The organism is Paraliobacillus quinghaiensis, from assembly GCF_003426025.1.
Taxonomy (GTDB): domain Bacteria; phylum Bacillota; class Bacilli; order Bacillales; family Amphibacillaceae; genus Paraliobacillus_A; species Paraliobacillus_A quinghaiensis.
The window spans coordinates 1-22,946 of the sequence record NZ_QJSH01000037.1; the positions used below are offsets into that span (position 1 = coordinate 1).

The window sequence follows — 22,946 nt, forward strand, 5'->3', positions numbered from 1 at the left end:
GGACAATCTATTCTAATCCAAAGTTTTTTCGAACCTTGGAAGAAAAGTTAGCCAAAGCACAGCGGATGATGAGTAGACGCACAACAGGTGGTGCAAATTGGCATAAAGCTAGAATTAAAGTTGCTCGCATCCATGAAAAAATTACTAATGCACGAAAAGATTACTTAGATAAAATCTCCACTGAGATTGTCAAAAACCACGACGTGATCGGTATGGAAGATTTGTCAGTAAGTAATATGCTCAAAAATCACAACCTGGCAAAGGCAATCAGTGAAGTATCGTGGGCAGAATTCAAAGCAATGCTTGTATACAAATCCGAATGGTATGGCAAACAGGTTGTAACAGTTGCGAAGAATTTCCCATCCAGTCAACTTTGCTCCTGTTGTGGCTATCAAAACAAAGACGTTAAAAATCTCGGATTACGTGAATGGGAGTGCATGAAGTGCCATACCCATCTTGACCGTGATATTAACACAGGAATCAATCTTAAAAATGAAGCCGTAAGACTTCTTAACCTCAGGACCTGAGGGGATCGCCTAATCAATTAGAAACCGATAGGTTTCTGTACTTAGGAATCTCGGTACTTCAGTGCCGAGTAGTTCAAATGAGTTGAAGTTTAAGTGAAAAAATAGGTCTGTCTGGTAAAATATGATAGAATTGAATTATAATTTGTTTACAGTTTTAAAAACTTTTAGGATTTTAAAGGAGTGCTTTATAGTGTTTATTAATAATATCAAAAACCTTAGCTTTTACAGTCAACTATCTTTAAAACATGTTGAAGATCGGTTACTAATTAAGGCTGATTTCCCTAAAGAATTCCTTATCCAAAATAATATGACAGAGCCTTTTTTTTATGTAACATTGTATGTCCGAGGTGGAGAAAGGATTAAAGTTATTGATGAAGGTACGGCTAAACTCTACAGTCCAACAAGAAATGAATTTGACACAGATACTTATAAAGAAATTATTAAGTTTGCAATGAAAAACTCAAAACAATTTAATCATTTAACTATTGAGTGATAAAAATATTAAATACTTAAAATAATACTGTAATGTCGTTTGTTTTTAATAATTATTTTATTGTACAAGCATTTTCCTTTCGATCACCTCGTAAGCTATATTGGAGGTGATATAATGGATCAAGTACTTATGTTTGCAACAGTGCTGTTACCAATTGTAACTGCGCTAGTAGAATTAGTTAAACGAACATTTAGGTTGCCGAAGAATATAATACCAGCTATTAGTTTTGTTATTGGACTTACTATTGGAGTAATTGCCTATCCGTTTACTTCTATGGAAATTGTATTACGATTGTGGGCTGGTGGTCTTGCTGGATTATCTGCAACGGGTCTGTTTGAAATTGTGAATAAAAGGGAAGGTATGACAAAGTAATAGATATGAATAAAGTTGCTTCTCTATTGTTTTTCAATTAAGATTGCATACAAACAACAATTATTTGAGAGTAGGATGTCTCATGAATCATAATGAGCAAAAAATAGTTCTTTTTCCAAAGTGGAGAGAAGACATGGAGAAAGAGGCGTATCGAGCGTTACGAGAAAAGAGATTCCACGATGCGCTGGAGGACTTCGATACCCTTCTTTCTTATGAAATTGATAAGCAGGAAATTGCAGTTGGAAAACTGACGTGCTTAATAGAGTTAGGGTTGCAAGATCAAGCTGAATCAATGTGTGAAAAATTACTTGCAAAACGTGACGACCAGTATTATTCTTATGTACATATTTATGCTACCTTATTATTTCAGGCAAATAAATATCAAGAAGTGTCGGAATTGTTAGAAGAAGTGTTTCAATACAATACAATCCCAGACCCATTTCATGCACAATTGGATACATTATACCAAGTAAATGAAAAGTTAAGAACAGAACAACAAGAAAAACAAGCACTTTCGACATTGAAAGAATTACAGGAAGCTGTCAAACAGAATGATACGGTTGTACAATGGCATCTGGTAAATCATCTTCACCAAATTGATTTATCTGCGTATTTAACACTTTTTCAAGATATGTTAATGGACGAAACAGTTCACCCAGTAATTAAAACATCAATTTTAGGATTGTTACAAGCAGATTCAATAGATAAAGAAATGACAATAAAAAAGTTTTCTAAAACGATGGTAATAAATCCAAGTACGTATCCTTTTATTATGGATCATCCTTTTCGAAATAATCTAAGAAAAAAGCTAGAAGAATTGGAGCAACAAAATCCTTCTTTATTTGAATTAGCTGACCAATTACTATACCGGTATTTGTATGTTACATATCCGTTCATTCCTGATAATAGCAATGTGCATTTAATGAAACAAGCATTATACGAGTTGGTTCATGCATCTTTTGTTGATGAGAATCAACAAGGTAATAGAAATAAAGATGAAGATAAAGACGTTAAATTTTACATAGAGGAAATAATATATTGTGAGAAAATTTATTTCTCAATAATGGATGAATAAATACATAAAAGTGAAAATCAATTAGTTAAAGATTCTAAATCTTGAAAGGGGACACGTTTATGTTATAATAAGATGGTCGCAATTTGCGTTCGGGTCTCGTATAGAAGAATCGTACAATGAATGAACGGCGAATAGAATTATTTTAGATTTTTTGGAGGGAATTAGTATGACAGCAAAATGGGAAAAACAAGAAGGCAATCAAGGCCTTTTAACAGTTGAAGTGGAAGCTGAGAAATTCAACGAAGCACTAGACCAGGCTTTCAAAAAAGTAGTAAAAGATGTTCAATTACCAGGTTTTCGTAAAGGTAAAGTACCACGCGGATTATTTGAACAACGCTTTGGTGTTGAGTCACTTTATCAAGATGCAGCAGATATTATCTTGCCAGAGGCTTATGCTAATGCGATTGAAGAGACAGGTATCGAACCTGTTGATCAACCAGAAGTAGATGTTAAGCAAATCGAAAAAGGAAGCAACTTTATTTTCACGGCAACTGTTACTGTAAAACCAGAAGTAACTTTAGGTGAGTATAAAGGGCTTGAAGTAGAAGAAGAAACTGTTGAAGTAACAGATGAAGAAGTTGAGAATGAATTAGAACAAAAAAGAGAACAGCAAGCAGAGCTTGTTGTGAAAGAAGAAGGTAAAGTAGAAGAAGGCGATACTGTTGTAATGGATTTTGAAGGATTTGTTGATGGCGTTGCCTTTGAAGGCGGAAAAGCTGAAAATCATTCATTAGAAATTGGTTCAGGTTCATTTATTCCAGGCTTTGAAGAACAATTAGTTGGAAAAGAAACTGGCGAAGAAACAGAAGTTACTGTAACATTCCCTGAAGAATACCATGCAGAAGAATTAGCTGGTAAAGAAGCTACATTTAAAGTGAAGGTCCATGAAATTAAAGCGAAAGAATTGCCAGAAATGGATGACGAATTTGCTAAAGATATTGATGAAGAAGTAGAGACATTAGCAGAATTAAAAGAAAAAACAAAAACACGTTTAGAAGACGATAAGAAAGCTCAAGCTGAGAATAACAAACGTGAATCACTTATCCAACAAGCAAGTGATAATGCAGAAGTTGAGATTCCAGAAGCTATGATCACAAATGAGTTAGATCGTATGTTACGTGAATTTGAACAAAGATTACAACAACAAGGTATGACATTAGACATGTATTACCAATTCTCTGGACAAGATGCTGATGCTTTAAAAGAGCAAATGAAAGAAGATGCTGGTAAACGTGTTAAAACAAATCTTACACTTGAAGCAATTGCAATTGCAGAGAACATTGAAGCAACAGATGAAGATGTTAATGCAGAATTAGAAACAATGGCTAGCATGTATCAAGTAGATGTGGAACAACTTACACAAATGCTTGGTGGTAATACAGATGCAATCAAAGAAGACCTTAAATTCAAAAAGGCTATCGACTTTCTTGCAGAAAACAGCAAAGTAAAATAATAAAATTTGTACTACCTGAAACTATAATATGAAAACAAGGCACTTATCTTGTGCCTTGTTTTCTAACATAACTAAAAAATAGATTATACATATAAGTTAAACTACATACATATAACTACTTATTTGACATTTTGCTAATAATATACATAATAAAGTGTACGATTTATTTTTTGAACATAACATAATTGTATCGGTGCTAAAAAGAAACAATTGTTTAGTAAGATACTGGTTAGGAAAGACTGTTTTTAGAGGCTAAAAGTGTATTACTTTGTAATCATACTTTTATCTGATATCATGATGAAGAGAGGCATTAACGAAAAGAATGCTGCTTCTTCCTATCAAATAGATACTTTTTACACTTGAGGGGTGAAATAGATGTATAAATTTAATGAAGAAAAAGGACAATTAAAATGTTCATTTTGTGGAAAAGGCCAAGATCAAGTGCGAAAGTTAGTCGCTGGTCCAGGAGTTTATATATGTGATGAATGTATAGAATTATGTACAGAAATTGTGGAAGAAGAGCTAGGAACAGATGAAGAGGTTGAGTTTAAAGATGTTCCAAAACCACAAGAAATTCTAGATATTTTAAATGATTATGTAATTGGTCAAGAAAAAGCTAAGAAGAATTTATCTGTAGCTGTATACAATCACTATAAACGAATTAACGCATCAAGAGGAACTGATGATGTTGAACTTGCTAAAAGTAACATTGCAATGATTGGGCCAACTGGTAGCGGTAAAACACTATTAGCACAAACACTGGCTCGAATTCTAAATGTACCTTTTGCAATAGCAGATGCGACATCGTTAACTGAAGCGGGTTATGTGGGTGAAGATGTCGAGAACATTCTCTTGAAATTAATTCAAGCTGCTGACTATGACGTGGAGAAGGCAGAAAAGGGTATTATCTACATTGATGAAATTGATAAAGTTGCTCGTAAATCTGAAAACCCATCGATTACACGTGATGTGTCTGGTGAAGGTGTACAACAAGCATTACTAAAAATTCTAGAGGGTACTACAGCAAGTGTCCCACCTCAAGGCGGGCGAAAACATCCTCATCAAGAATTTATTCAAATTGATACGACGAACGTTCTTTTCATTGTAGGTGGAGCGTTTGATGGTATTGATCAAATTATTAAAAGTCGTTTAGGTAAAAAGGTAATTGGCTTTGGTGCTGATTCTGAAAGTGATGAAATGGATAAAGGTAAACTTCTATCAAAAGTATTACCGGAAGATTTATTACGCTTTGGTTTGATCCCAGAGTTAATAGGTCGACTTCCTGTAATCGGGGCATTAGAGCCTTTAGATGAAGAAGCTCTAATTGAAATATTAACAAAACCTAAGAACGCATTAGTAAAACAATATGAAAGATTATTCCAAATCGACAATGTTGAATTAGAATTTGAAGAACAGGCATTAGTAGAAGTTGCTAAAAAAGCGATTGAACGAAAAACTGGTGCGCGTGGTTTGCGTTCAATTCTAGAAAGCATCATGTTAGATGTGATGTTCGAATTGCCTTCACGTGATGATATTGAAAAATGTATTATCACAAAAGATACAGTAACATTAGAAAATGGCCGTCCTAAATTGGTATTAGTAGATGGTACTGTAAAAGATGAAAACAAAGAGTCACCGAAAGAAAGTGCATAAGGATCTGTTAATTCGATAGAAATCCCTTGTTATCTTATAGCAAGGGATTTCCCTATACATATAAATAGATTAGTTTTGTCTTTGTATGATGTTTACTCCAACGTTTTGCGGAAATACTAACAAGTATCTTATTTTGCGGAGGTAGCTTATGAATCTTGTTAGTATTGTTATGGTTATCCAGTTATTTTTTGGTATTGTGATTGGGCTGTACTTTTGGAATATGTTAAAAAGTCAACGATCATCTAAAAGCGTAATTGAGAAAGAATCAGTAAAAGAATTAGAATTGCTACGTGCAATGAAAAATATACAGTTAACAAAACCATTATCTGAAAGAATTAGACCAAAAACATTAACAGAAGTTGTGGGACAAGAAGATGGTATTGAAGCTTTACGTGCTGCGATATGTAATAGTAACCCACAACACGTGCTGATTTACGGTCCGCCTGGAATTGGTAAAACAGCAGCAGCGCGGTTAGTATTAGAAGAAGCAAAGAGAAATAGTGATTCGCCATTTGCTAAAAGCGCACCGTTCATCGAATTAGATGCTACCACAGCCAGATTTGATGAACGGGGTATTGCAGATCCTTTAATGGGTTCTGTCCATGACCCAATTTATCAAGGAGCAGGTGCAATGGGACAAGCTGGAATCCCACAACCAAAACGAGGGGCAGTATCAAATGCGCATGGTGGTATTTTATTTATTGATGAGATTGGGGAATTACACCCAATCCAAATGAATAAATTATTAAAAGTTTTAGAAGATGGTATAGTACACTATGAGAGTGCATACTACAGTGAAGAGAATAAAAATATACCACGTCATATTCACCGCATATTCACTGAAGGGTTGCCAGCTGATTTTCGGTTAATTGGTGCAACAACTCGGATGCCAGAAGAAATTCCACCAGCAATTCGTTCACGTTGCTTGGAGATATATTTTCGTGATTTGGAACAAAGTGATATGATGGTAATTGCCAAAAGAGCTAGTGAGAAGGTAGCTATACCGTTAACAGACGCTGCATTACATATCCTTGCAGATTATGCGCAAAATGGACGTGAAGCAGTTAATATTATTCAAATAGCAGCGAGTGTTGCTAAGAAAGAAAGTCGAGCTATAATTGATGCTTCGCATATGGAATGGGTAATTGAAGTGAGTCGACTTACACCTCGCCCGGTAAGTCAAGTATCAAGTAAAAGCGAAATAGGAATGGTAAATGGTTTAGCTTTATTAGGTCCTAGTACGGGGTACTTGCTACCACTTGAGGTGTTACTATTGCCTGCGTTACATGAACCCAAAATAACGATTACAGGAATTGCAGAGGAAGAGACAATCGGTAGTCAATCAAAATCGATTAAGCGAAAAAGTATGGCAAAAGCATCTGTAGAGACAGTCGTCACTTTTTTAAAGTCACTTGGTATTCCTGCGCATCAATATGATATTCATGTCAATTTCCCAGGTGGGACACCAGTAGATGGTCCTTCAGCTGGCCTGGCAATCGCAACTGGTATATATTCATGTATGAAGAAAATACCTGTGAATCACTTAGTTGCTATGACTGGTGAGATAGGTCTCTATGGACAAGTTATGCCAATTGGTGGTGTCACGATAAAAATTAAAGCCGCTAAACAAGCAGGTGCTAAAACAGTGTTGATACCAAAAGCGAATTATCATACATTAACACAAAAGATCAATGATATCACTGTAATACCTATTGAGACATTTGAAGATGCATTACCTTATGTATTAGATGACAGTAAAAGTACATCATCTCAACAGGTTTATAATGATAAAAAATCAAGTTAAATAAAGTATACATGTTAATGATTCGGAGGTACAAAAATGACAGAAAAAAATAATGTGCAAATGCCGCTACTACCTTTAAGAGGTATTTTAGTTTTCCCTACCATGGTCCTCCATTTAGATGTAGGCAGGGAACGCTCAGTTAAAGCTTTAGAAAAAGCAATGCTAGAGGATCATCAGATCTTTCTTGCTGCTCAAAAAGACAGTTCAATCGATAATCCAGCAAAGGAAGACATCTATCAAATCGGTACTGTTGCAAATGTCAAACAAATGTTGAAATTACCTAATGGAACATTTCGTGTTCTGGTTGAAGGGTTATACAGGGGGCAGATCGTCGAATTTACAGAGGATGAAGAACTGTATAATGCTGAAATTGAACCAATTGAAGATGCTCATACAAGTAAAAATGAAGAAGATGCGCTAATGCGCTCATTATTGAAGCAATTTGAACAATACATAGGTGTCTCTACAAAATTGAATAAAGAAACCTATCAAACCGTTGCAGATATAGAAGAACCGGGACGTTTAGCAGATATAGTTGCATCGCATTTATCACTTAAAATTAAAGTTAAGCAAGAGATATTAGAAACAAGAGAAGTAAAAGAACGCTTACAGCAATTAATTCAATATATTTCAAATGAAAGAGAAGTATTAAGTTTAGAGAAAAAAATCGGTCATCGTGTGAAAAAATCGATGGAAAAAACACAAAAAGAATATTATTTACGCGAACAAATGAAGGCGATTCAAAAAGAGCTTGGTGACAAAGATGGAAAAACAGGTGATGTCGCGCTTTTAAAAGAAAAAATTGATGAAGCAAATATGCCAGAGCGAATTTCTAAAATAGCTAATAAGGAACTAGATCGCTTTGAAAAAGTACCGCAAACATCAGCAGAAAGCTCCGTAATACGTAATTATATAGAATGGTTAACTGCATTGCCATGGACAAATGAAACAGAAGACAATCTAAATATTCACCATGCTGAAAAGATTCTTGATCAAGATCATTATGGTTTAGAAAAAGTGAAAGAACGCGTGTTAGAATATTTAGCTGTACAACATTTAACACAATCATTAAAAGGACCTATTCTATGTTTAGTAGGCCCTCCAGGTGTTGGGAAAACGTCATTAGCAAAATCAATTGCCCGGGCAATAAATAGGAAATTTGTTCGAATATCTCTAGGAGGGATTCGAGATGAAGCAGAAATCAGAGGACACCGTCGAACGTATATTGGTGCAATGCCGGGTCGTATAATGCAGGGAATGAAAAAAGCAGAAACAATTAATCCTGTCTTTTTATTGGATGAAATTGATAAGATGGCAAGTGATTTTCGTGGAGATCCATCATCCGCTATGTTAGAGGTCTTAGATCCGGAGCAAAACAGTACTTTTAGTGATCATTTTATTGAGGAGACTTATGACTTAAGTAAGGTAATGTTTGTAGCAACAGCAAATAATTTACAAACCATTCCAAGACCACTGTTAGACAGAATGGAAGTCATCTCAATTGCAGGGTACACAGAGCTAGAGAAACAACATATTGCAAAAGAACATTTATTAACTAAACAGCTAGAAGAAAACGGCCTACAAAAAGGACAGTTACAGTTAAGAGATGAAGCGTTATTGAAGTTGATTCGTCGGTATACGAGAGAGGCAGGCGTACGTGGTTTAGAACGCCAATTAGCTTCTTTATGTCGTAAAGCAGCAAAAATTATAATTTCAGAAAATAAAAAACGTGTTATTGTGACAGAGAAGCAATTAGAAAGTTTGTTAGGGAAACCATTGTTCCGTTATGGTATGATGGAAGAAGAAGATCAAATTGGTACAGCGACAGGTTTGGCTTATACATCGGCTGGTGGTGACACACTTGCAATTGAAGTTAGCATTGTACCTGGAAAAGGCAATTTAACGTTAACTGGTAAGTTAGGGGAAGTAATGAAAGAATCAGCACAGGCTGCATTTAGTTACATCCGTTCACGTGCAGAAAAATTAGATGTTGATCCAGAATTTTATCAAAAAAATGATATTCATATCCATGTTCCAGAAGGGGCAACACCAAAAGACGGCCCTTCTGCTGGTATTACAATAGCAACAGCGCTAGTATCTGCATTAACAAATAGACCAGTGAAAAAAGAAGTAGGTATGACAGGAGAGATCACATTACGCGGACGTGTTTTACCAATAGGTGGTTTAAAAGAAAAATCACTAAGTGCACATCGCGCTGGAATAACAACAATCATTATTCCAAAAGATAATGAGAAAGATTTAGAAGATATACCTGAAAGTGTACGAGAGGATTTGACATTCATTCCTGTACAACATTTAGACACAGTTTTAGAACATGCTTTAGTGGGGGAGTAATTGTAGTATGAAAGTAACCAAAGCTGAAATGATTATTAGTGCTGTTTCTCAGAAACAGTATCCAAGTGGAGATCTTCCAGAAATTGCTTTAGCAGGAAGATCAAATGTAGGAAAGTCTTCTTTTGTCAATAAATTGATCAACCGTAAAGCATTAGCGCGTACTTCATCAAAACCAGGAAAAACGCAAACTTTAAATTTCTATAGAATAAATGATTTCTTTCATTTTGTTGATGTACCTGGGTATGGGTATGCAAAAGTATCGAAAACAGAACGTGAAGCTTGGGGAAAAATGATTGAGGAGTATTTTTTAGAAGGAGATAATTTAAAAGCAGCTGTTCATGTTGTTGATATTCGTCATCGCCCTAGTGTGGACGATGTAACTATGTATGAATTTTTAAAGTTTCATGAAATACCAGTTATTGTAGTTGCAACAAAACTTGATAAAATAAAAAAAAGTCAAGTAGGTAAACATGTTAAACAAGTTAAAGAAACATTACAACTTCATGATGAAGATGTGATTATTCCATTTTCATCTGAAACAGCACAAGGCAAAGATACTGCTTGGAAAGCAATTGAATCTTTTATCTTATAATATTAACCAAATAAAAAATAGCAAGCCAGTATTGGTTTGCTATTTTTTATTAATTAATAGGTATGTGCCAAATAGTATGAGTGTAATCGGCCAGAAGGTTTCTAGAAAAGTCATAAATTCATTAATCCAATAAAACCACGTAGGTTGGTTAGATGCAAAAATTGCAATAAATGATATAACTAAAAGAATTAAACCAGGGAATAAGCCTGACTTTGTTTTTTGGTATCTTATTAATAGTGCTAAACCTACAATAATTGTATAAATCCCCCAATGATCAATCCAAAATGAATAATGACGCAAACTGTGATAGTGGATACCAATACCAAGTATGATTGTGCCAGGAAATAATTTATCGTAATCTCTAGCCATATAACTATGTAATAGAAAAGCAACCCCAACAATAATTAGTAAAGTGGGCCAAGAATAAAAATCTGTAATGATTGGGAATTTCAGTTGTTTTAATAGAAAATAAATGCCTATTCCAATTAATAGAAAAGCTGTTAGTGTGGGTTTTTTTCGCATCTCTATCTCCTTTTTATAATGATTATTAAGTAGTAGTGATTAGTTGATTGTAGCAGGTGAATGTGTTAAAGTACATAAGTGTTGAAAAATATTAACTTAATATATTAATTATTTTACCATATTAATCATGAGGAATGAAAAAATAGCAATAGAAATGAAAAATGTCAAAGAACTGTCCTTGTAACATAGGACTGAGCGATATAAAATTTGATATAATAAGAAGTGTAACCTTGTGTTACGAAAACTTGGGGGTAGATAGTGTGCATATCCTGATGATTGGTGTCAATTATAGGACTGCTCCGATTGATATCAGAGAAAAATTAACGTTCCAATCTGATGAGCTAGTAGAAGCAATGCAGGCGTTAAACCAACAAAAAAGTGTATTGGAGAATGTGATTGTTTCCACATGTAATCGAACGGAAATGTATGCTGTGGTTGACCAATTACACACGGGACGTTATTATTTGAAGCAATTCTTAGCAAATTGGTTTGGACTTGATAAAGAAAATTTCTCCTCCCATTTAGTTATTTATGAAAATGATGGAGCGAAAGATCACTTATTTCGAGTCACAACTGGACTGGATTCTATGGTCATAGGCGAAACACAAATTTTAGGTCAGATAAAGCATGCGTTCTTAATTGCTCAACGAAATGGTATTACAGGAACTATGTTTAATCAGTTATTTAAACAAGCTATTACACTTGCTAAACGTGCACATAAAGAAACAGGAATTGGTGGAAATGCAGTATCTATTAGTTATGCTGCTGTCACATTAGCGAAGAAAATGTTTTCAGACTTAGCTCCAAAAAATATTGTGATATTAGGTGCAGGGAAAATGGGAGCATTAGCGGCCAAAAATCTACAAGGTTCAGGTGTTGAAAATATAACAGTTGTAAATCGTACATTTGAGAAGGCGCAAGCTCTTGCTAATAAATTTCAAGGACAAGCGCGTCCAGTTGATGAATTGGATGAAGCTTTGTTCGATGCTGATATTTTCATTAGCTCAACGGATTCTAAAGGGTTTGTTTTAACTAAAGAAACTGTAAAACCAATTGTAGAAGCTCGAAAAGGAAAACCGTTATTTATTGTTGACATTGCTTTACCGCGCGATATCGATCCAGCTATTGCGTCGTTAGAAGGTGTTAACTTAAATGATATTGATGACTTGCAGGGTGTAGTTGATCAAAATATTTATTCAAGAATCAAAGCATCAGAAGAAATTGAGCTACTGATAGAGAAAGAAATTGTTGATTTTAATGAATGGGTAAAAACACTTGGTGTAGTGCCTATTATCTCCTCATTACGAGAACATGCACTTGCGATTCAAGCAGATACAATGAAGAGTATTCAGCGTAAAATTCCTGATCTATCAGAGCGAGAACGAAAAGTGATTAGCAAACACACGAAAAGTATCATTAATCAATTACTAAAACAACCAATATTAGAAGCGAAAGAATTAGCAGTGGAACCAAATGCAGAGGAATCCTTACGCTTGTTTACGAAGATTTTTGGAATTGAAGATTTAGTAAAAGATAAAGTTACAAAACAAATAGAAGAGAATAATGTGATTGCATTAAAAACGGCTAAAAAAATTGACGAAAAACAATTGCAGCCTGTTTTGATGCGCTGATTAATACCCCACCTCGCTCAAATGATTGGTGGGGTATTGTCAAAATGTTTTACATATTAAAAGAAGTGCATTATAAGGAAAGGAATGGTATAAGAATGCGGAATATAGTAATTGGTTCTAGAAAGAGCAAACTAGCACTTACACAGACAGATTGGGTAATTGAACAATTAAAAAAAGTAGGTGCACCATTTACTTTTGAAGTAAAGAAAATCGTTACAAAAGGTGACAAAATTTTAGATGTAACCCTTTCTAAAGTTGGTGGAAAAGGGCTGTTTGTTAAGGAAATTGAACAGGCAATGTATGATGAAGAAATCGATATGGCAGTACATAGTATGAAAGACATGCCTGCGATCGTTGCACCAGGGTTAACAATAGGTGCGATTCCTTCAAGAGAAGATCATAGGGATGCATTTATAGCTAATGATCATATTGGTCTAAATGATTTACCTAAAGGTGCAATAGTTGGTACAAGTAGCTTGCGCAGAGGTTCACAAATCCTTGCAGTTCGTCCTGATTTAGAGATTAAATGGATACGTGGTAATATTGATACAAGGTTAAAAAAATTAAAAGAAGAAAATTACGATGCAATTATTTTAGCTGCGGCTGGGTTAAGCAGGATGGGTTGGAGTAAAGATATAGTAACAGAATATTTAGACCCTACTGTTAGTGTGCCTGCTGTCGGACAGGGTGCTCTTGCAATTGAATGTCGTGAAACAGATACAGAATTAATTACATGGTTAGAGAAAATTCGTGATGAAGAAATAACACGTACAGTAACAGCAGAACGCACATTTTTACACTTATTAGAAGGTGGTTGTCAAGTTCCAATTGCAGGGTATGCCTACCTTGAAGGTGAGAGGATTATTTTATCAGCCCTTGTTGCAACACCAGATGGCAAAACAATTTTACATGAAACAGTTAGTGGGACTGATCCGGTAGAAGTAGGAAAAGCTGCTGCTGCGAAATTACAAGCGCAAGGTGCCCAACAAATTGTTGATCAGGTAAAAGAGGAGCTATCAAACGAATGAATGCCCCGCTACAAGGAAGAAAAATTCTTGTAACACGTACAAAAGAACAAGCAAAAATGTTTATTGATCAATTAAAAGCAGTTGGAGCGGAAGTGGTTCATATTCCGTTATTAGACTTTCAACTACACCTATCAGATAAAAATCAACAGTTATTGAAACGTATTCAATCATATAATTGGATTTTTTTTACTAGTGCAAATGGGGTTATTTATTTTTTTGAGCAAATAGTACGTTATCAAATTGATCTTAAACAGATAAAAAAGATTAAGTTTGCTGTTGTTGGCGAAAAAACGATGCAGGTTTTAGGGTCCTATGGGTATTATGCAGATTTTTATCCGAATCAATATCAAGGTAGAGTATTTGCTAAGGAGTTTCTTGAACAGTTTGGAAATGTTGGAAAAGTACTGTTAGTCGTGGGGAATAGATCCCCATTAGAAGTGAAAACTTTGCTAGAAGAACATAGAGTCGACATAGATTATATGATTATTTATGATACCGTAGAAAATCAAAGCAAACAGATGCAATTAATCAATTTGATTAAAAATGATACAGTTGAAGCATACACGTTTACGAGTCCTTCGACAATTGAAGCATTTAATCATCAACTTAAAACAGTTAAAAGTGATTTAGATAATGTGAAAAATACACGGCTGTGTGTATGTATTGGTACAACAACCGCAGAATCTGCAAGAGAAAGTGGATTTCAACATGTAATAAATCCAAGTCAATTTACAACAGAACAAATGATCAAAGAATTGATTGAATTTTACTCAAAAGAAAGGGAAGGTGACTTTAAATGACAGAATTAAACTTCAAACGGCATCGACGCTTAAGATCTTCCGTACATATGCGTGACTTGGTAAGAGAAACAACATTATCAACAAATGATTTAATTTATCCAATTTTTGTTGTGGAAGGTGAAGGGATTAGAAGAGAAGTTTCATCCATGCCTGGTGTCTATCATGTATCGCTAGATAACTTAGACCAAGAGATAAAAGAACTGGAGGCTTTAGGGATCCATGCCGTCTTATTATTTGGAATTCCAAAAGACAAGGATGAAGTAGGAACACAAGCATATTGTGAGAATGGTATTGTACAGCAGGCATTAGGACAAATTAAAAGAAATTTCCCAGATATGTTGACAATTGCAGATACATGTTTATGTGAGTACACATCACATGGTCATTGTGGTGTCATACATAATGGGGATGTTGAAAATGATCAATCATTACAATTAATTGTTGATGCGGCTGTTTCTCAAGCAAGGGCAGGTGCAGATATTATTGCACCATCCAACATGATGGACGGTTTTGTGGCTGCCATTCGAAAGGGTTTAGATCAAGCTGGTTATGAGAACACACCTGTCATGTCATATGCAGTAAAATATGCATCCGCATTTTATGGACCATTCCGTGAGGCAGCTGAAAGTGCACCGCAGTTTGGGGATCGAAAGACCTATCAAATGGATCCAGCTAATCGTTTAGAAGCATTGCGAGAAGCGGCGAGTGATGTGGACGAGGGGGCAGATTTCTTAATAGTTAAACCAGCGCTTTCCTATATGGATATTATTCGTGATGTCCGTGAGCGCCATGATGTACCAGTTGTTGCGTACAATGTTAGTGGTGAATATTCAATGGTTAAAGCAGCTGCTCTTAATAATTGGATTGATGAACAACAAGTGGTATTAGAAAAATTAACATCGATGAAGCGTGCAGGTGCTAATTTAATTATAACTTATCATGCAAAAGACGTTGCTAAATGGTTGCAAAATTAGGAAATAAGAGGTGTTATTCAGATGAGAAATTTTGAAAAATCAGTAGATGCTTATAAGGAAGCAGTTGACCTACTACCAGGTGGAGTGAATTCGCCAGTTCGAGCTTTTAAATCTGTTAATATGAATCCAATCTTTATGGAAAGTGGAAAAGGTTCAAAGATCACTGATATTGATGGAAACGATTATATAGATTATGTCTTAAGTTGGGGACCATTAATTTTAGGACATGCAGATCCTCGTGTTGTTGAAAAATTAAAAGAAGTTACGGAAAAAGGTACAAGTTTTGGTGCTCCAACAATAATGGAAAATAAACTAGCTGAACTTGTGATCGAACGTGTACCTTCAATAGAAATGGTGCGTATGGTTAATTCAGGAACAGAAGCGACGATGAGTGCCTTGAGATTAGCACGAGGTTATACAGGACGTGATAAAATTTTGAAATTTGAAGGGAACTATCACGGGCATGGTGATTCATTGTTGATTAAAGCTGGCTCAGGGGTAGCTACTTTAGGCTTACCTGATAGCCCTGGTGTACCAAGTTCTGTTGCACAGCATACCATTACAGTGCCATATAATGATCTTGAAAGTGTTCGGTATGCTTTCGAGCAATTTGGTGATGAGATTGCAGCAGTTATTATTGAACCAGTGTCAGGTAATATGGGAGTAGTACCACCTAAAGCTAACTTTTTACAAAGCTTACGTGAGATTACTGAACAGAATGATTCACTTCTTATCTTTGATGAAGTAATGACTGGTTTCCGAGTTGGTTATCATTCTGCTCAAGGTCATTTTGGGGTTACCCCAGACTTAACCTGTCTAGGCAAAGTGATTGGTGGAGGACTTCCTGTTGGTGCTTATGGTGGGAAGAGAAAGATCATGGAAAAAATGGCTCCAACTGGTAATATTTATCAAGCGGGAACATTATCTGGCAATCCGCTAGCTATGACAGCGGGCTATCAGACGTTGTTGGCTATGGATCAAGAAGCATATGAAGATCTCAATAAAAAAGTCGATCGTCTTATCGAGGGATACCAAAAGGCTGCCCAAGAATTTGATGTAGACTTACAAGTAAATCGCGCCGGTTCAATGGTTGGTTTCTTTTTTAATGCAGAACCAGTTGTTGATTATGAGACTGCAAGTAATTCCAATGTTGATCAATTTGCAAGTTATTATCGCACAATGATCGAGGAAGGGATATTCTTGCCACCATCTCAATTTGAAGGTGTGTTCTTATCAGCAGCACATACAAATGAAGATATTGATCGAACAATCGCAGCGGCAAGAGTTGCCTTTGAAAAATTTTAATTAGAATAAATAGGAAGGTGTAGCTATAGTATTACTATATAGCTGCACTTTTTTTGTGAATGGTTATATTATAAAAGAATGTTTTTTAATGACTAAGTTTACATAAATATGCATTAAATGGTAAGATTACTAACCCGCTCCGTCACCAGATGGTTTTGGTGGGACGAGTAATCGCAGTCCCAAATGGATTCCCTTTCCGCGGGCTCAGTCTTAGCTAACTTGGTAAAGAAAAACACTTTACCATCGGAGGTGGTTTTTGCCTCCGAGTTAGCTGAATCCGTGGGGCTGCGATTACTCGCCCCATCATAAAGCCCTGCCTGCGGAAAGGGAGTTAATTTCATTTGAGAAGCGGTAACTTACGTTACTTACTATGCACATTTTCATAATTTGTTGTTCTTCCTGTCTAAATCCTACGCATATTAGTTTTTAGCATATTTTCTTTATTTGTACATATATCTGTAAAAGAAAGGTACGTACGAAAATGGCGTATTGTTTATTTAGGAGGGAGGAATGGCAATGTCCTATGAATATCCATCTGTTTTTATGTTTGATTTAAATGAAGTGCTTCGCTTTAAAAGCGGACAGGAAGTTAAAGAAATGATTGGTATATCTCTCGAACCAGAAATTTCTATTCAGGAATATGAAGATCACGTTTCGATACGAGGAGTGATGGAGCTAAAAGGGGAATACTTTTTTGAAGAAAATGATGTGGAAAGTTTAGAAAACAGAGAAGAACTAGAGAGTAGAGATTATCCTTCTCACCGCTTCATGGAAAATGTTGAGAGACAGGCGGAAAATGTTAATCAATTTACACATCATTTACCTGTAGAAATATCAATTCCATTAGAAAGAATTGTTAATTTAGATGACATAATGGTTGGTATTGATACATTTGATTATGAGCTTCCAGAGGATAGCCTATTAAAAATACGAGCTACAATTGCGATTCATGGGGTGAAATCTGAAGAATTAATGAAATCAGAAGAAGAGTCTAGTGAACAGAATATTATTGAAGAAGTTGATAATAGAGATAGCGAAATTGAAAGTACACCAGACTTTACAGAGGAAACCTTCACATTTGATGTAAAAGAACCTGAAGAAAAAGCGCGCGAACCAGAGGCTTCTTCTGATGAATCAGTTGAATCAGACGAGACAGAAAAAGAAAAAGAAGTTGAATATCAACAAGAAAAAGAAGAAGAAAAAGACCGCTGGCCTTATACAAAAAAATCTCAATCGATTGCATCTTTTTTTGGTAACAAGGAAAAGAATGAGAGTCCAGAAATCGTAGAATCAGTTGAGTCAATTGAATCAATAGAATCAGTTGAATCGTTAGAATCAATCGATTCACCTGAAAGTCTTGAATTTAATGATGATGTTGAAGATGATTATAATATATACGAAGATGAATACGAGGAAGAACGTGAAACACAACCTGAAGCCACTTATTTATTAGACATTTTTGCTGATAAAGAAGAACAGTCTTTTACGAGACTTCGGATGTGTATTGTGCAAGAATCAGATACTCTAGATACGATAGCTGAACGGTATGATATATCACCGATTCAATTATCACAAACGAACGAATTAAAAGATGATGAACTACGAATAGGGCAAATTCTCTATATTCCAGAAAAGCGTAAAAAAGAAAGCAGATAACCATGCATCTTTAAAGTAGTTGAGCGATAGCATCCACATTTTTTGTGTATGTTATCGTTTCTTTCATTATAGACTTGGTCAAGATTTATAGGGGGGGAAAAAATGAGTGATATTACTGAAGTACTACGTGCTTATGGCATTCAAACATACACGTTTACTAAGATTACAACACGTTTATGGAAAATTAACAGTAATAAATATCAGTTTGCATTAAAACGTACACAACTAAACCCACAACAAATTGGTCAATGGAAAGAGTTATATCAAATAAAGACAATCAGAGAACTGCCCGTAATTCCTCCAGTTTATCGAACAAAAACAGGTGAAATTTTTTATATGAAAAATGAAGATATGTACTACCTATCGCCATGGATTGAAAGTGATGTTCATACTAACGCAAGTAATCAGCAACAAATATTGTTTGCCACGATAGGAAAACTCCATGCAACAACAAAATACGCAAACGCAATTGAGTCCAAGGTGATTGAACAAACTATTAAAACAGAAAAAAAGAATCTCAAAGAAATGCATGCGATGCTTCTTTATTACATAGAGTATTTTGAGCAAAAAAGATACATGCCCCCGTTCGGTCTAGAAGTTTGTACACAGTATCGTGATGTTGAAATGATTTTTAAACAATTAGATGGTTGGTATGATAACTATTTAACTGATATAAAACAGGAACAAACAGTTTATCAATCCATTTGTCATGGCTATCTAGCTCCCACACACCATATCTCTACACCAGATCAGTCTTTCTTGATAAATTGGGAGCATGCCTACTTTGGTGATGCGATGATAGATTTACGTGACTATGTATATACTAGATGTTTTCACCATGATTCAGATGTAACACAATTAGTTCAGGATTTTTCTCAATATGAGAAACAAAATCCTTTATCAAATAGTGAACGAAGTTTGTTAGCTATTCATTTGTTAAATCCTAGTGCCTATTTACAAGTTATTTCAGACTTTAAAAATACTAAGAATCAGGTGCTACAAATAAAGAGTCTCTTAGAATATTATCGCAGATTATTGGCTGGATCGATATTCCAAGAGACCTTAAATAATGTAAGGAATCAAACTATTGAAAAACAAGAAAAGAATCAAACTGATTAAATCCATTTAAAATAAAAAGAAACATAAATGCCGATAAAAATACCAAGTAATAGCACATCCAATGTTGTTGGGAAAAATAATGTGCGTAAACATTGAACAACTATAATTGGCATCATGCAACCTTCAATTATAATTAACCAATTTCTGCACCATGGTGGTAAACGATACCGATAATAACGACTCATTTTTTTGCTCCTTTCAAATGCTTTTGGTGTATTTTATGAAAAAGATAGGTGCTCGTGCCTGTCTTTTTTAGTTCTGTATTGACTTTTCCCCTTCAAATTGTATAAAATAACTGATATATGTATGATAGTTAAATGCGAAGAAGAGGAAGAGTACAAAAGGAGATACCTCTAGAGAGAGAAATCATTAGCTGGAAGGTTTCTTAGGATTATCTGTTTTGGAATGTAGCCTTGGATGCAGCTTCTTTGAACAATAAGTAAAAGGAGCCGGTGAAGAACCGTTATATCCTAATTAAGTGTACATTTTTAGATGATGTTTAAAAAGTCACCTTGCTTCTTATTTACCGACTTTTTGAATACGCATTTAGTGAAATGTGAACAAAGGTGGTACCACGGAAATCAAGCCCTTTTCGTCCTTTATTGGATGAGAAGGGTTTTTATATGGATTTTCATACGCCCTAGATGTATCAGATATAAAGGAGGAAAAAATGTAATGAATGAAAATGTAAGTAATTTACCACCTAAATATGACTCGACTGCTGTGGAAAAAGGACGTTACCAATATTGGGTAGACGGAAAATTTTTTGAAGCAGAAGGAGATAAGCATAAAGAACCCTATACAGTCGTAATCCCACCACCAAATGTAACAGGTAAACTACATATTGGACATGCTTGGGATACAACTTTACAAGATATGATTACGAGAATCAAACGAATGCAAGGATATGATGTACTCTATTTACCAGGTATGGATCATGCTGGAATTGCAACCCAAGCAAAAGTAGAGGCGAAATTACGTGAACAAGGAACAAGTCGTTATGATTTGGGGCGCGAGAAATTTTTAGAAAAAGCTTGGGATTGGAAAGAAGAGTATGCCAGCTTTATCCGTGAGCAATGGGCAATGCTCGGGCTTGGTTTAGATTATTCTCGTGAACGTTTTACCTTAGATGAAGGTTTATCTGAAGCAGTAAAAGAAGTGTTTGTCACGTTATATGAAAAAGACTTAATTTATCGTGGGGAGTACATTATAAACTGGGACCCTGCAACAAAGACGGCGCTATCAGATATTGAAGTTATCCATGAAGAAGTTAAAGGACATTTTTATCACATGCGTTATCCACTTAAAGATGAAGAAGGGTTTATTGAAATTGCCACGACTCGTCCAGAAACAATGCTTGGTGATACAGCTGTAGCAGTTCATCCAAAAGATGAACGTTATCAACATCTAATTGGTAAAAAAGTAATCCTCCCAATTGTTGGTCGTGAAATTGAAATCATTGCAGATGATTATGTTGATAAGGAATTTGGATCTGGTGCAGTGAAAATCACACCAGCTCATGATCCGAATGACTTTGAAGTTGGTAATCGTCACAATCTTGAACGTATCTTGGTTATGAATGAAGATGGCACAATGAACGAGAGAGCAGGTAAATATAAAGGAATGGACCGATTTGAATGTCGCAAACAGTTAGTTGCTGACCTTCAAGAGACTGGTGTGTTGTTTGAAATAGAAGAACATATGCATTCTGTTGGGCACTCAGAACGAAGCGGAGCAGTTGTTGAACCTTATCTATCAACACAATGGTTTGTCAACATGCAGCCACTGGCAGATCAAGCAGTTGAATTACAAAATGGATCTGAGGATGAAAAAGTTAACTTTGTGCCAAAACGATTCGAAGGAACTTATTTGCACTGGATGGAGAATATCCGTGATTGGTGTATTTCTCGTCAGTTGTGGTGGGGCCACCGTATCCCTGCTTGGTATCATAAAGAAACAGGTGAGATCTATGTAGGTAAAGAAGCACCGACAGATATTGAAAATTGGGAGCAAGATAGTGATGTGTTAGATACGTGGTTCTCTTCTGCACTATGGCCTTTCTCCACATTGAACTGGCCAAATACGGAGGATGAAGATTTCAAACACTTCTTCCCAACTAACACACTCGTTACAGGTTATGATATTATCTTTTTCTGGGTAGCTCGAATGATTTTCCAATCAAAAGAATTTAATGATGAGCGTCCTTTTGAAGATGTATTAATTCACGGTTTAGTGCGAGATGCTGATGGTCGCAAAATGAGTAAGTCATTAGGTAATGGTGTTGATCCGATGGAAGTAATTGAGAAGTACGGAGCAGACTCCTTACGATACTTCTTAGCAACTGGTTCAACTCCAGGTCAAGATTTACGTTTCCAATGGGAAAAGGTTGAATCAACTTGGAACTTCATTAATAAAATTTGGAACGCATCTCGTTTCGTCTTAATGAATATGGAAGAATTGAAATACGAAGATATTGATTTAAGTGGAGAAAAATCTGTAGCTGATAAATGGATTCTAACACGGTTGAATCAAACAATTGAGCAAGTAAACAAAAACGTTGAACGCTATGACTTTGGTGAAGCAGGTCGCCACTTATACAACTTTATCTGGGATGAATTTTGTGACTGGTATATTGAAATGGCAAAACTTCCATTGTATGGAGAAGATGAAGAGGCAAAGCACACGACGAGATCAGTGCTTGCTTATGTACTTGACAATACAATGAGAATGCTTCATCCATATATGCCATTTGTTACAGAAGAGATCTGGCAGCACTTGCCACATCAGGGTGAGTCTATCACACGTGCCGCGTGGCCAGAAGTTCGAGATGACTTACATGATGAAAATGCAGCAGAAGAAATGAAACGTCTTGTTGCGATAATCAGATCAGTACGGAATATTCGGGCAGAAGTTGACACGCCAATGTCAAAACAAATTGAATTAGTTGTCCAAGCCAACGATACTGATATCGAAGGGCAGTTAGAAGCAAACAGACATTACCTTGAACGCTTTTGTAATACAAGTGAGTTGACTATTGCAACAAAAGTAGAAGTGCCAGAAAAAGCAATGTCGGCAGTTGTAACTGGAGCTGATCTTTACTTACCACTAGAAGGTCTAATTGATACAGAGAAAGAAATTGCGCGTCTGCAAACAGAATTGGAAAAATTAAATAAAGAAGTAGAACGTGTCCAGAAGAAATTAGGCAATGAAAAATTTGTGAGTAAAGCACCGGAAAAAGTAGTTGCAGAAGAAAAACAGAAAGAAAAAGACTACTTGGATAAACGTGCTAAAGTTGAAGAGCGAATCAAGGAATTAAGAGGATAAATGATATAAATGAAAGCCCAAGTGCTGTTTGTGATGAGCATTTGGGCTTTTTGTGTGCTTTTATTTGATTAGCTGCCAGGTTATGTTATTTTACTGCTTGTTTGGCAATATTCAGGCTTTCGCGAAGCGGAAGCCTGAATATATCGGTCGTCAGCAGAATATATCGGTCGTCAGCAGAATATATCGGTCGTCAGCAGAATATATCGGTCGTCAGCAGAATATATCGGTCGTCAGCAGAATATATCGGTCGTCAGCAGAATATA

19 protein-coding genes and 1 other annotated feature are annotated in these 22,946 nt (G+C 35.6%); of the genes, 17 read left to right on the plus strand and 2 right to left on the minus strand.

What is annotated here, in order from left to right:
• The 9 genes from D2K40_RS15150 to yihA all read left to right on the plus strand — a co-directional run.
• Positions 1 to 527: RNA-guided endonuclease TnpB family protein (locus D2K40_RS15150; protein WP_162879240.1), on the plus strand; the 527-nt coding region annotated here is incomplete at its 5' end.
• Between the two features lie 190 nt (positions 528 to 717).
• Positions 718 to 1,020 carry a hypothetical protein gene (locus tag D2K40_RS15155; RefSeq protein WP_117157186.1) on the plus strand — a complete coding sequence of 101 codons (303 nt, stop codon included), beginning with the start codon at positions 718 to 720 and terminating at the stop codon, positions 1,018 to 1,020.
• 114 nt (positions 1,021 to 1,134) lie between these two features.
• A complete protein-coding gene (locus D2K40_RS15160; RefSeq protein WP_117157187.1) occupies positions 1,135 to 1,392 on the plus strand; it encodes a holin in 258 nt (85 codons plus the stop codon).
• An 82-nt stretch (positions 1,393 to 1,474) separates the two neighbouring features.
• On the plus strand, positions 1,475 to 2,467 hold the full coding sequence (locus tag D2K40_RS15165) for a DUF3196 family protein (protein ID WP_117157188.1): 993 nt from the start codon (positions 1,475 to 1,477) through the stop codon (positions 2,465 to 2,467).
• A gap of 166 nt (positions 2,468 to 2,633) precedes the next feature.
• A complete protein-coding gene (gene tig / locus D2K40_RS15170) occupies positions 2,634 to 3,920 on the plus strand; it encodes a trigger factor (RefSeq protein WP_117157189.1) in 1,287 nt (428 codons plus the stop codon).
• Between the two features lie 375 nt (positions 3,921 to 4,295).
• Complete coding sequence (gene clpX, locus D2K40_RS15175; protein ID WP_117157190.1) at positions 4,296 to 5,573, plus strand: ATP-dependent protease ATP-binding subunit ClpX; 1,278 nt, start codon at positions 4,296 to 4,298, stop codon at positions 5,571 to 5,573.
• 148 nt (positions 5,574 to 5,721) lie between these two features.
• Positions 5,722 to 7,377 carry an ATP-dependent protease LonB gene (gene lonB, locus D2K40_RS15180; RefSeq protein ID WP_117157191.1) on the plus strand — a complete coding sequence of 552 codons (1,656 nt, stop codon included), beginning with the start codon at positions 5,722 to 5,724 and terminating at the stop codon, positions 7,375 to 7,377.
• 36 nt (positions 7,378 to 7,413) lie between these two features.
• Entirely contained in the window at positions 7,414 to 9,732 is a 2,319-nt protein-coding gene (gene lon / locus D2K40_RS15185) for an endopeptidase La (protein WP_117157192.1), read from the plus strand.
• 7 nt (positions 9,733 to 9,739) lie between these two features.
• Complete coding sequence (gene yihA, locus D2K40_RS15190) at positions 9,740 to 10,324, plus strand: ribosome biogenesis GTP-binding protein YihA/YsxC (protein WP_117157193.1); 585 nt, start codon at positions 9,740 to 9,742, stop codon at positions 10,322 to 10,324.
• Between the two features lie 39 nt (positions 10,325 to 10,363).
• Here yihA and D2K40_RS15195 read toward each other — a convergent pair whose 3' ends face one another.
• Entirely contained in the window at positions 10,364 to 10,846 is a 483-nt protein-coding gene (locus D2K40_RS15195; protein WP_117157194.1) for a LiaI-LiaF-like domain-containing protein, read from the minus strand.
• A 260-nt stretch (positions 10,847 to 11,106) separates the two neighbouring features.
• Between D2K40_RS15195 and hemA the strand changes: the two genes are divergently transcribed.
• From hemA to D2K40_RS15230, 7 genes are all read left to right on the plus strand, one after another.
• The gene (gene hemA, locus D2K40_RS15200) at positions 11,107 to 12,477 is read left to right on the plus strand and encodes a glutamyl-tRNA reductase (protein ID WP_117157195.1); all 1,371 of its coding nucleotides are present in this window, start codon (positions 11,107 to 11,109) and stop codon (positions 12,475 to 12,477) included.
• A 95-nt stretch (positions 12,478 to 12,572) separates the two neighbouring features.
• On the plus strand, positions 12,573 to 13,505 hold the full coding sequence (gene hemC, locus D2K40_RS15205) for a hydroxymethylbilane synthase (RefSeq protein WP_117157203.1): 933 nt from the start codon (positions 12,573 to 12,575) through the stop codon (positions 13,503 to 13,505).
• Positions 13,502 to 14,305 (plus strand): uroporphyrinogen-III synthase, encoded by an 804-nt coding sequence (locus D2K40_RS15210; RefSeq protein ID WP_117157196.1) that lies wholly within the window; start codon positions 13,502 to 13,504, stop codon positions 14,303 to 14,305. Before hemC ends, D2K40_RS15210 begins: the two co-directional genes overlap by 4 nt.
• Positions 14,302 to 15,279, plus strand: a complete 978-nt coding sequence (hemB, locus tag D2K40_RS15215) for a porphobilinogen synthase (RefSeq protein ID WP_117157197.1) — start codon at positions 14,302 to 14,304, stop codon at positions 15,277 to 15,279. The genes D2K40_RS15210 and hemB overlap by 4 nt, the downstream gene beginning before the upstream one ends.
• Positions 15,280 to 15,300: 21 nt before the next feature.
• Entirely contained in the window at positions 15,301 to 16,584 is a 1,284-nt protein-coding gene (gene hemL / locus D2K40_RS15220) for a glutamate-1-semialdehyde 2,1-aminomutase (protein WP_117157198.1), read from the plus strand.
• A gap of 516 nt (positions 16,585 to 17,100) precedes the next feature.
• Positions 17,101 to 18,240 (plus strand): stage VI sporulation protein D, encoded by a 1,140-nt coding sequence (spoVID, locus tag D2K40_RS15225; protein WP_162879241.1) that lies wholly within the window; start codon positions 17,101 to 17,103, stop codon positions 18,238 to 18,240.
• 102 nt (positions 18,241 to 18,342) lie between these two features.
• Positions 18,343 to 19,359 carry a protein kinase family protein gene (locus D2K40_RS15230; protein ID WP_117157200.1) on the plus strand — a complete coding sequence of 339 codons (1,017 nt, stop codon included), beginning with the start codon at positions 18,343 to 18,345 and terminating at the stop codon, positions 19,357 to 19,359.
• Here the strand turns inward: D2K40_RS15230 and D2K40_RS15235 are convergent.
• Complete coding sequence (locus D2K40_RS15235; protein WP_117157201.1) at positions 19,356 to 19,544, minus strand: hypothetical protein; 189 nt, start codon at positions 19,542 to 19,544, stop codon at positions 19,356 to 19,358. The genes D2K40_RS15230 and D2K40_RS15235 overlap by 4 nt on opposite strands.
• Positions 19,545 to 19,672: 128 nt before the next feature.
• Positions 19,673 to 19,962 (plus strand) — a binding site (T-box leader).
• A gap of 72 nt (positions 19,963 to 20,034) precedes the next feature.
• Here D2K40_RS15235 and D2K40_RS15240 point away from each other — a divergent pair.
• Positions 20,035 to 22,683 (plus strand): valine--tRNA ligase, encoded by a 2,649-nt coding sequence (locus D2K40_RS15240; RefSeq protein ID WP_117157202.1) that lies wholly within the window; start codon positions 20,035 to 20,037, stop codon positions 22,681 to 22,683.
• Positions 22,684 to 22,946 lie beyond the last annotated feature (263 nt).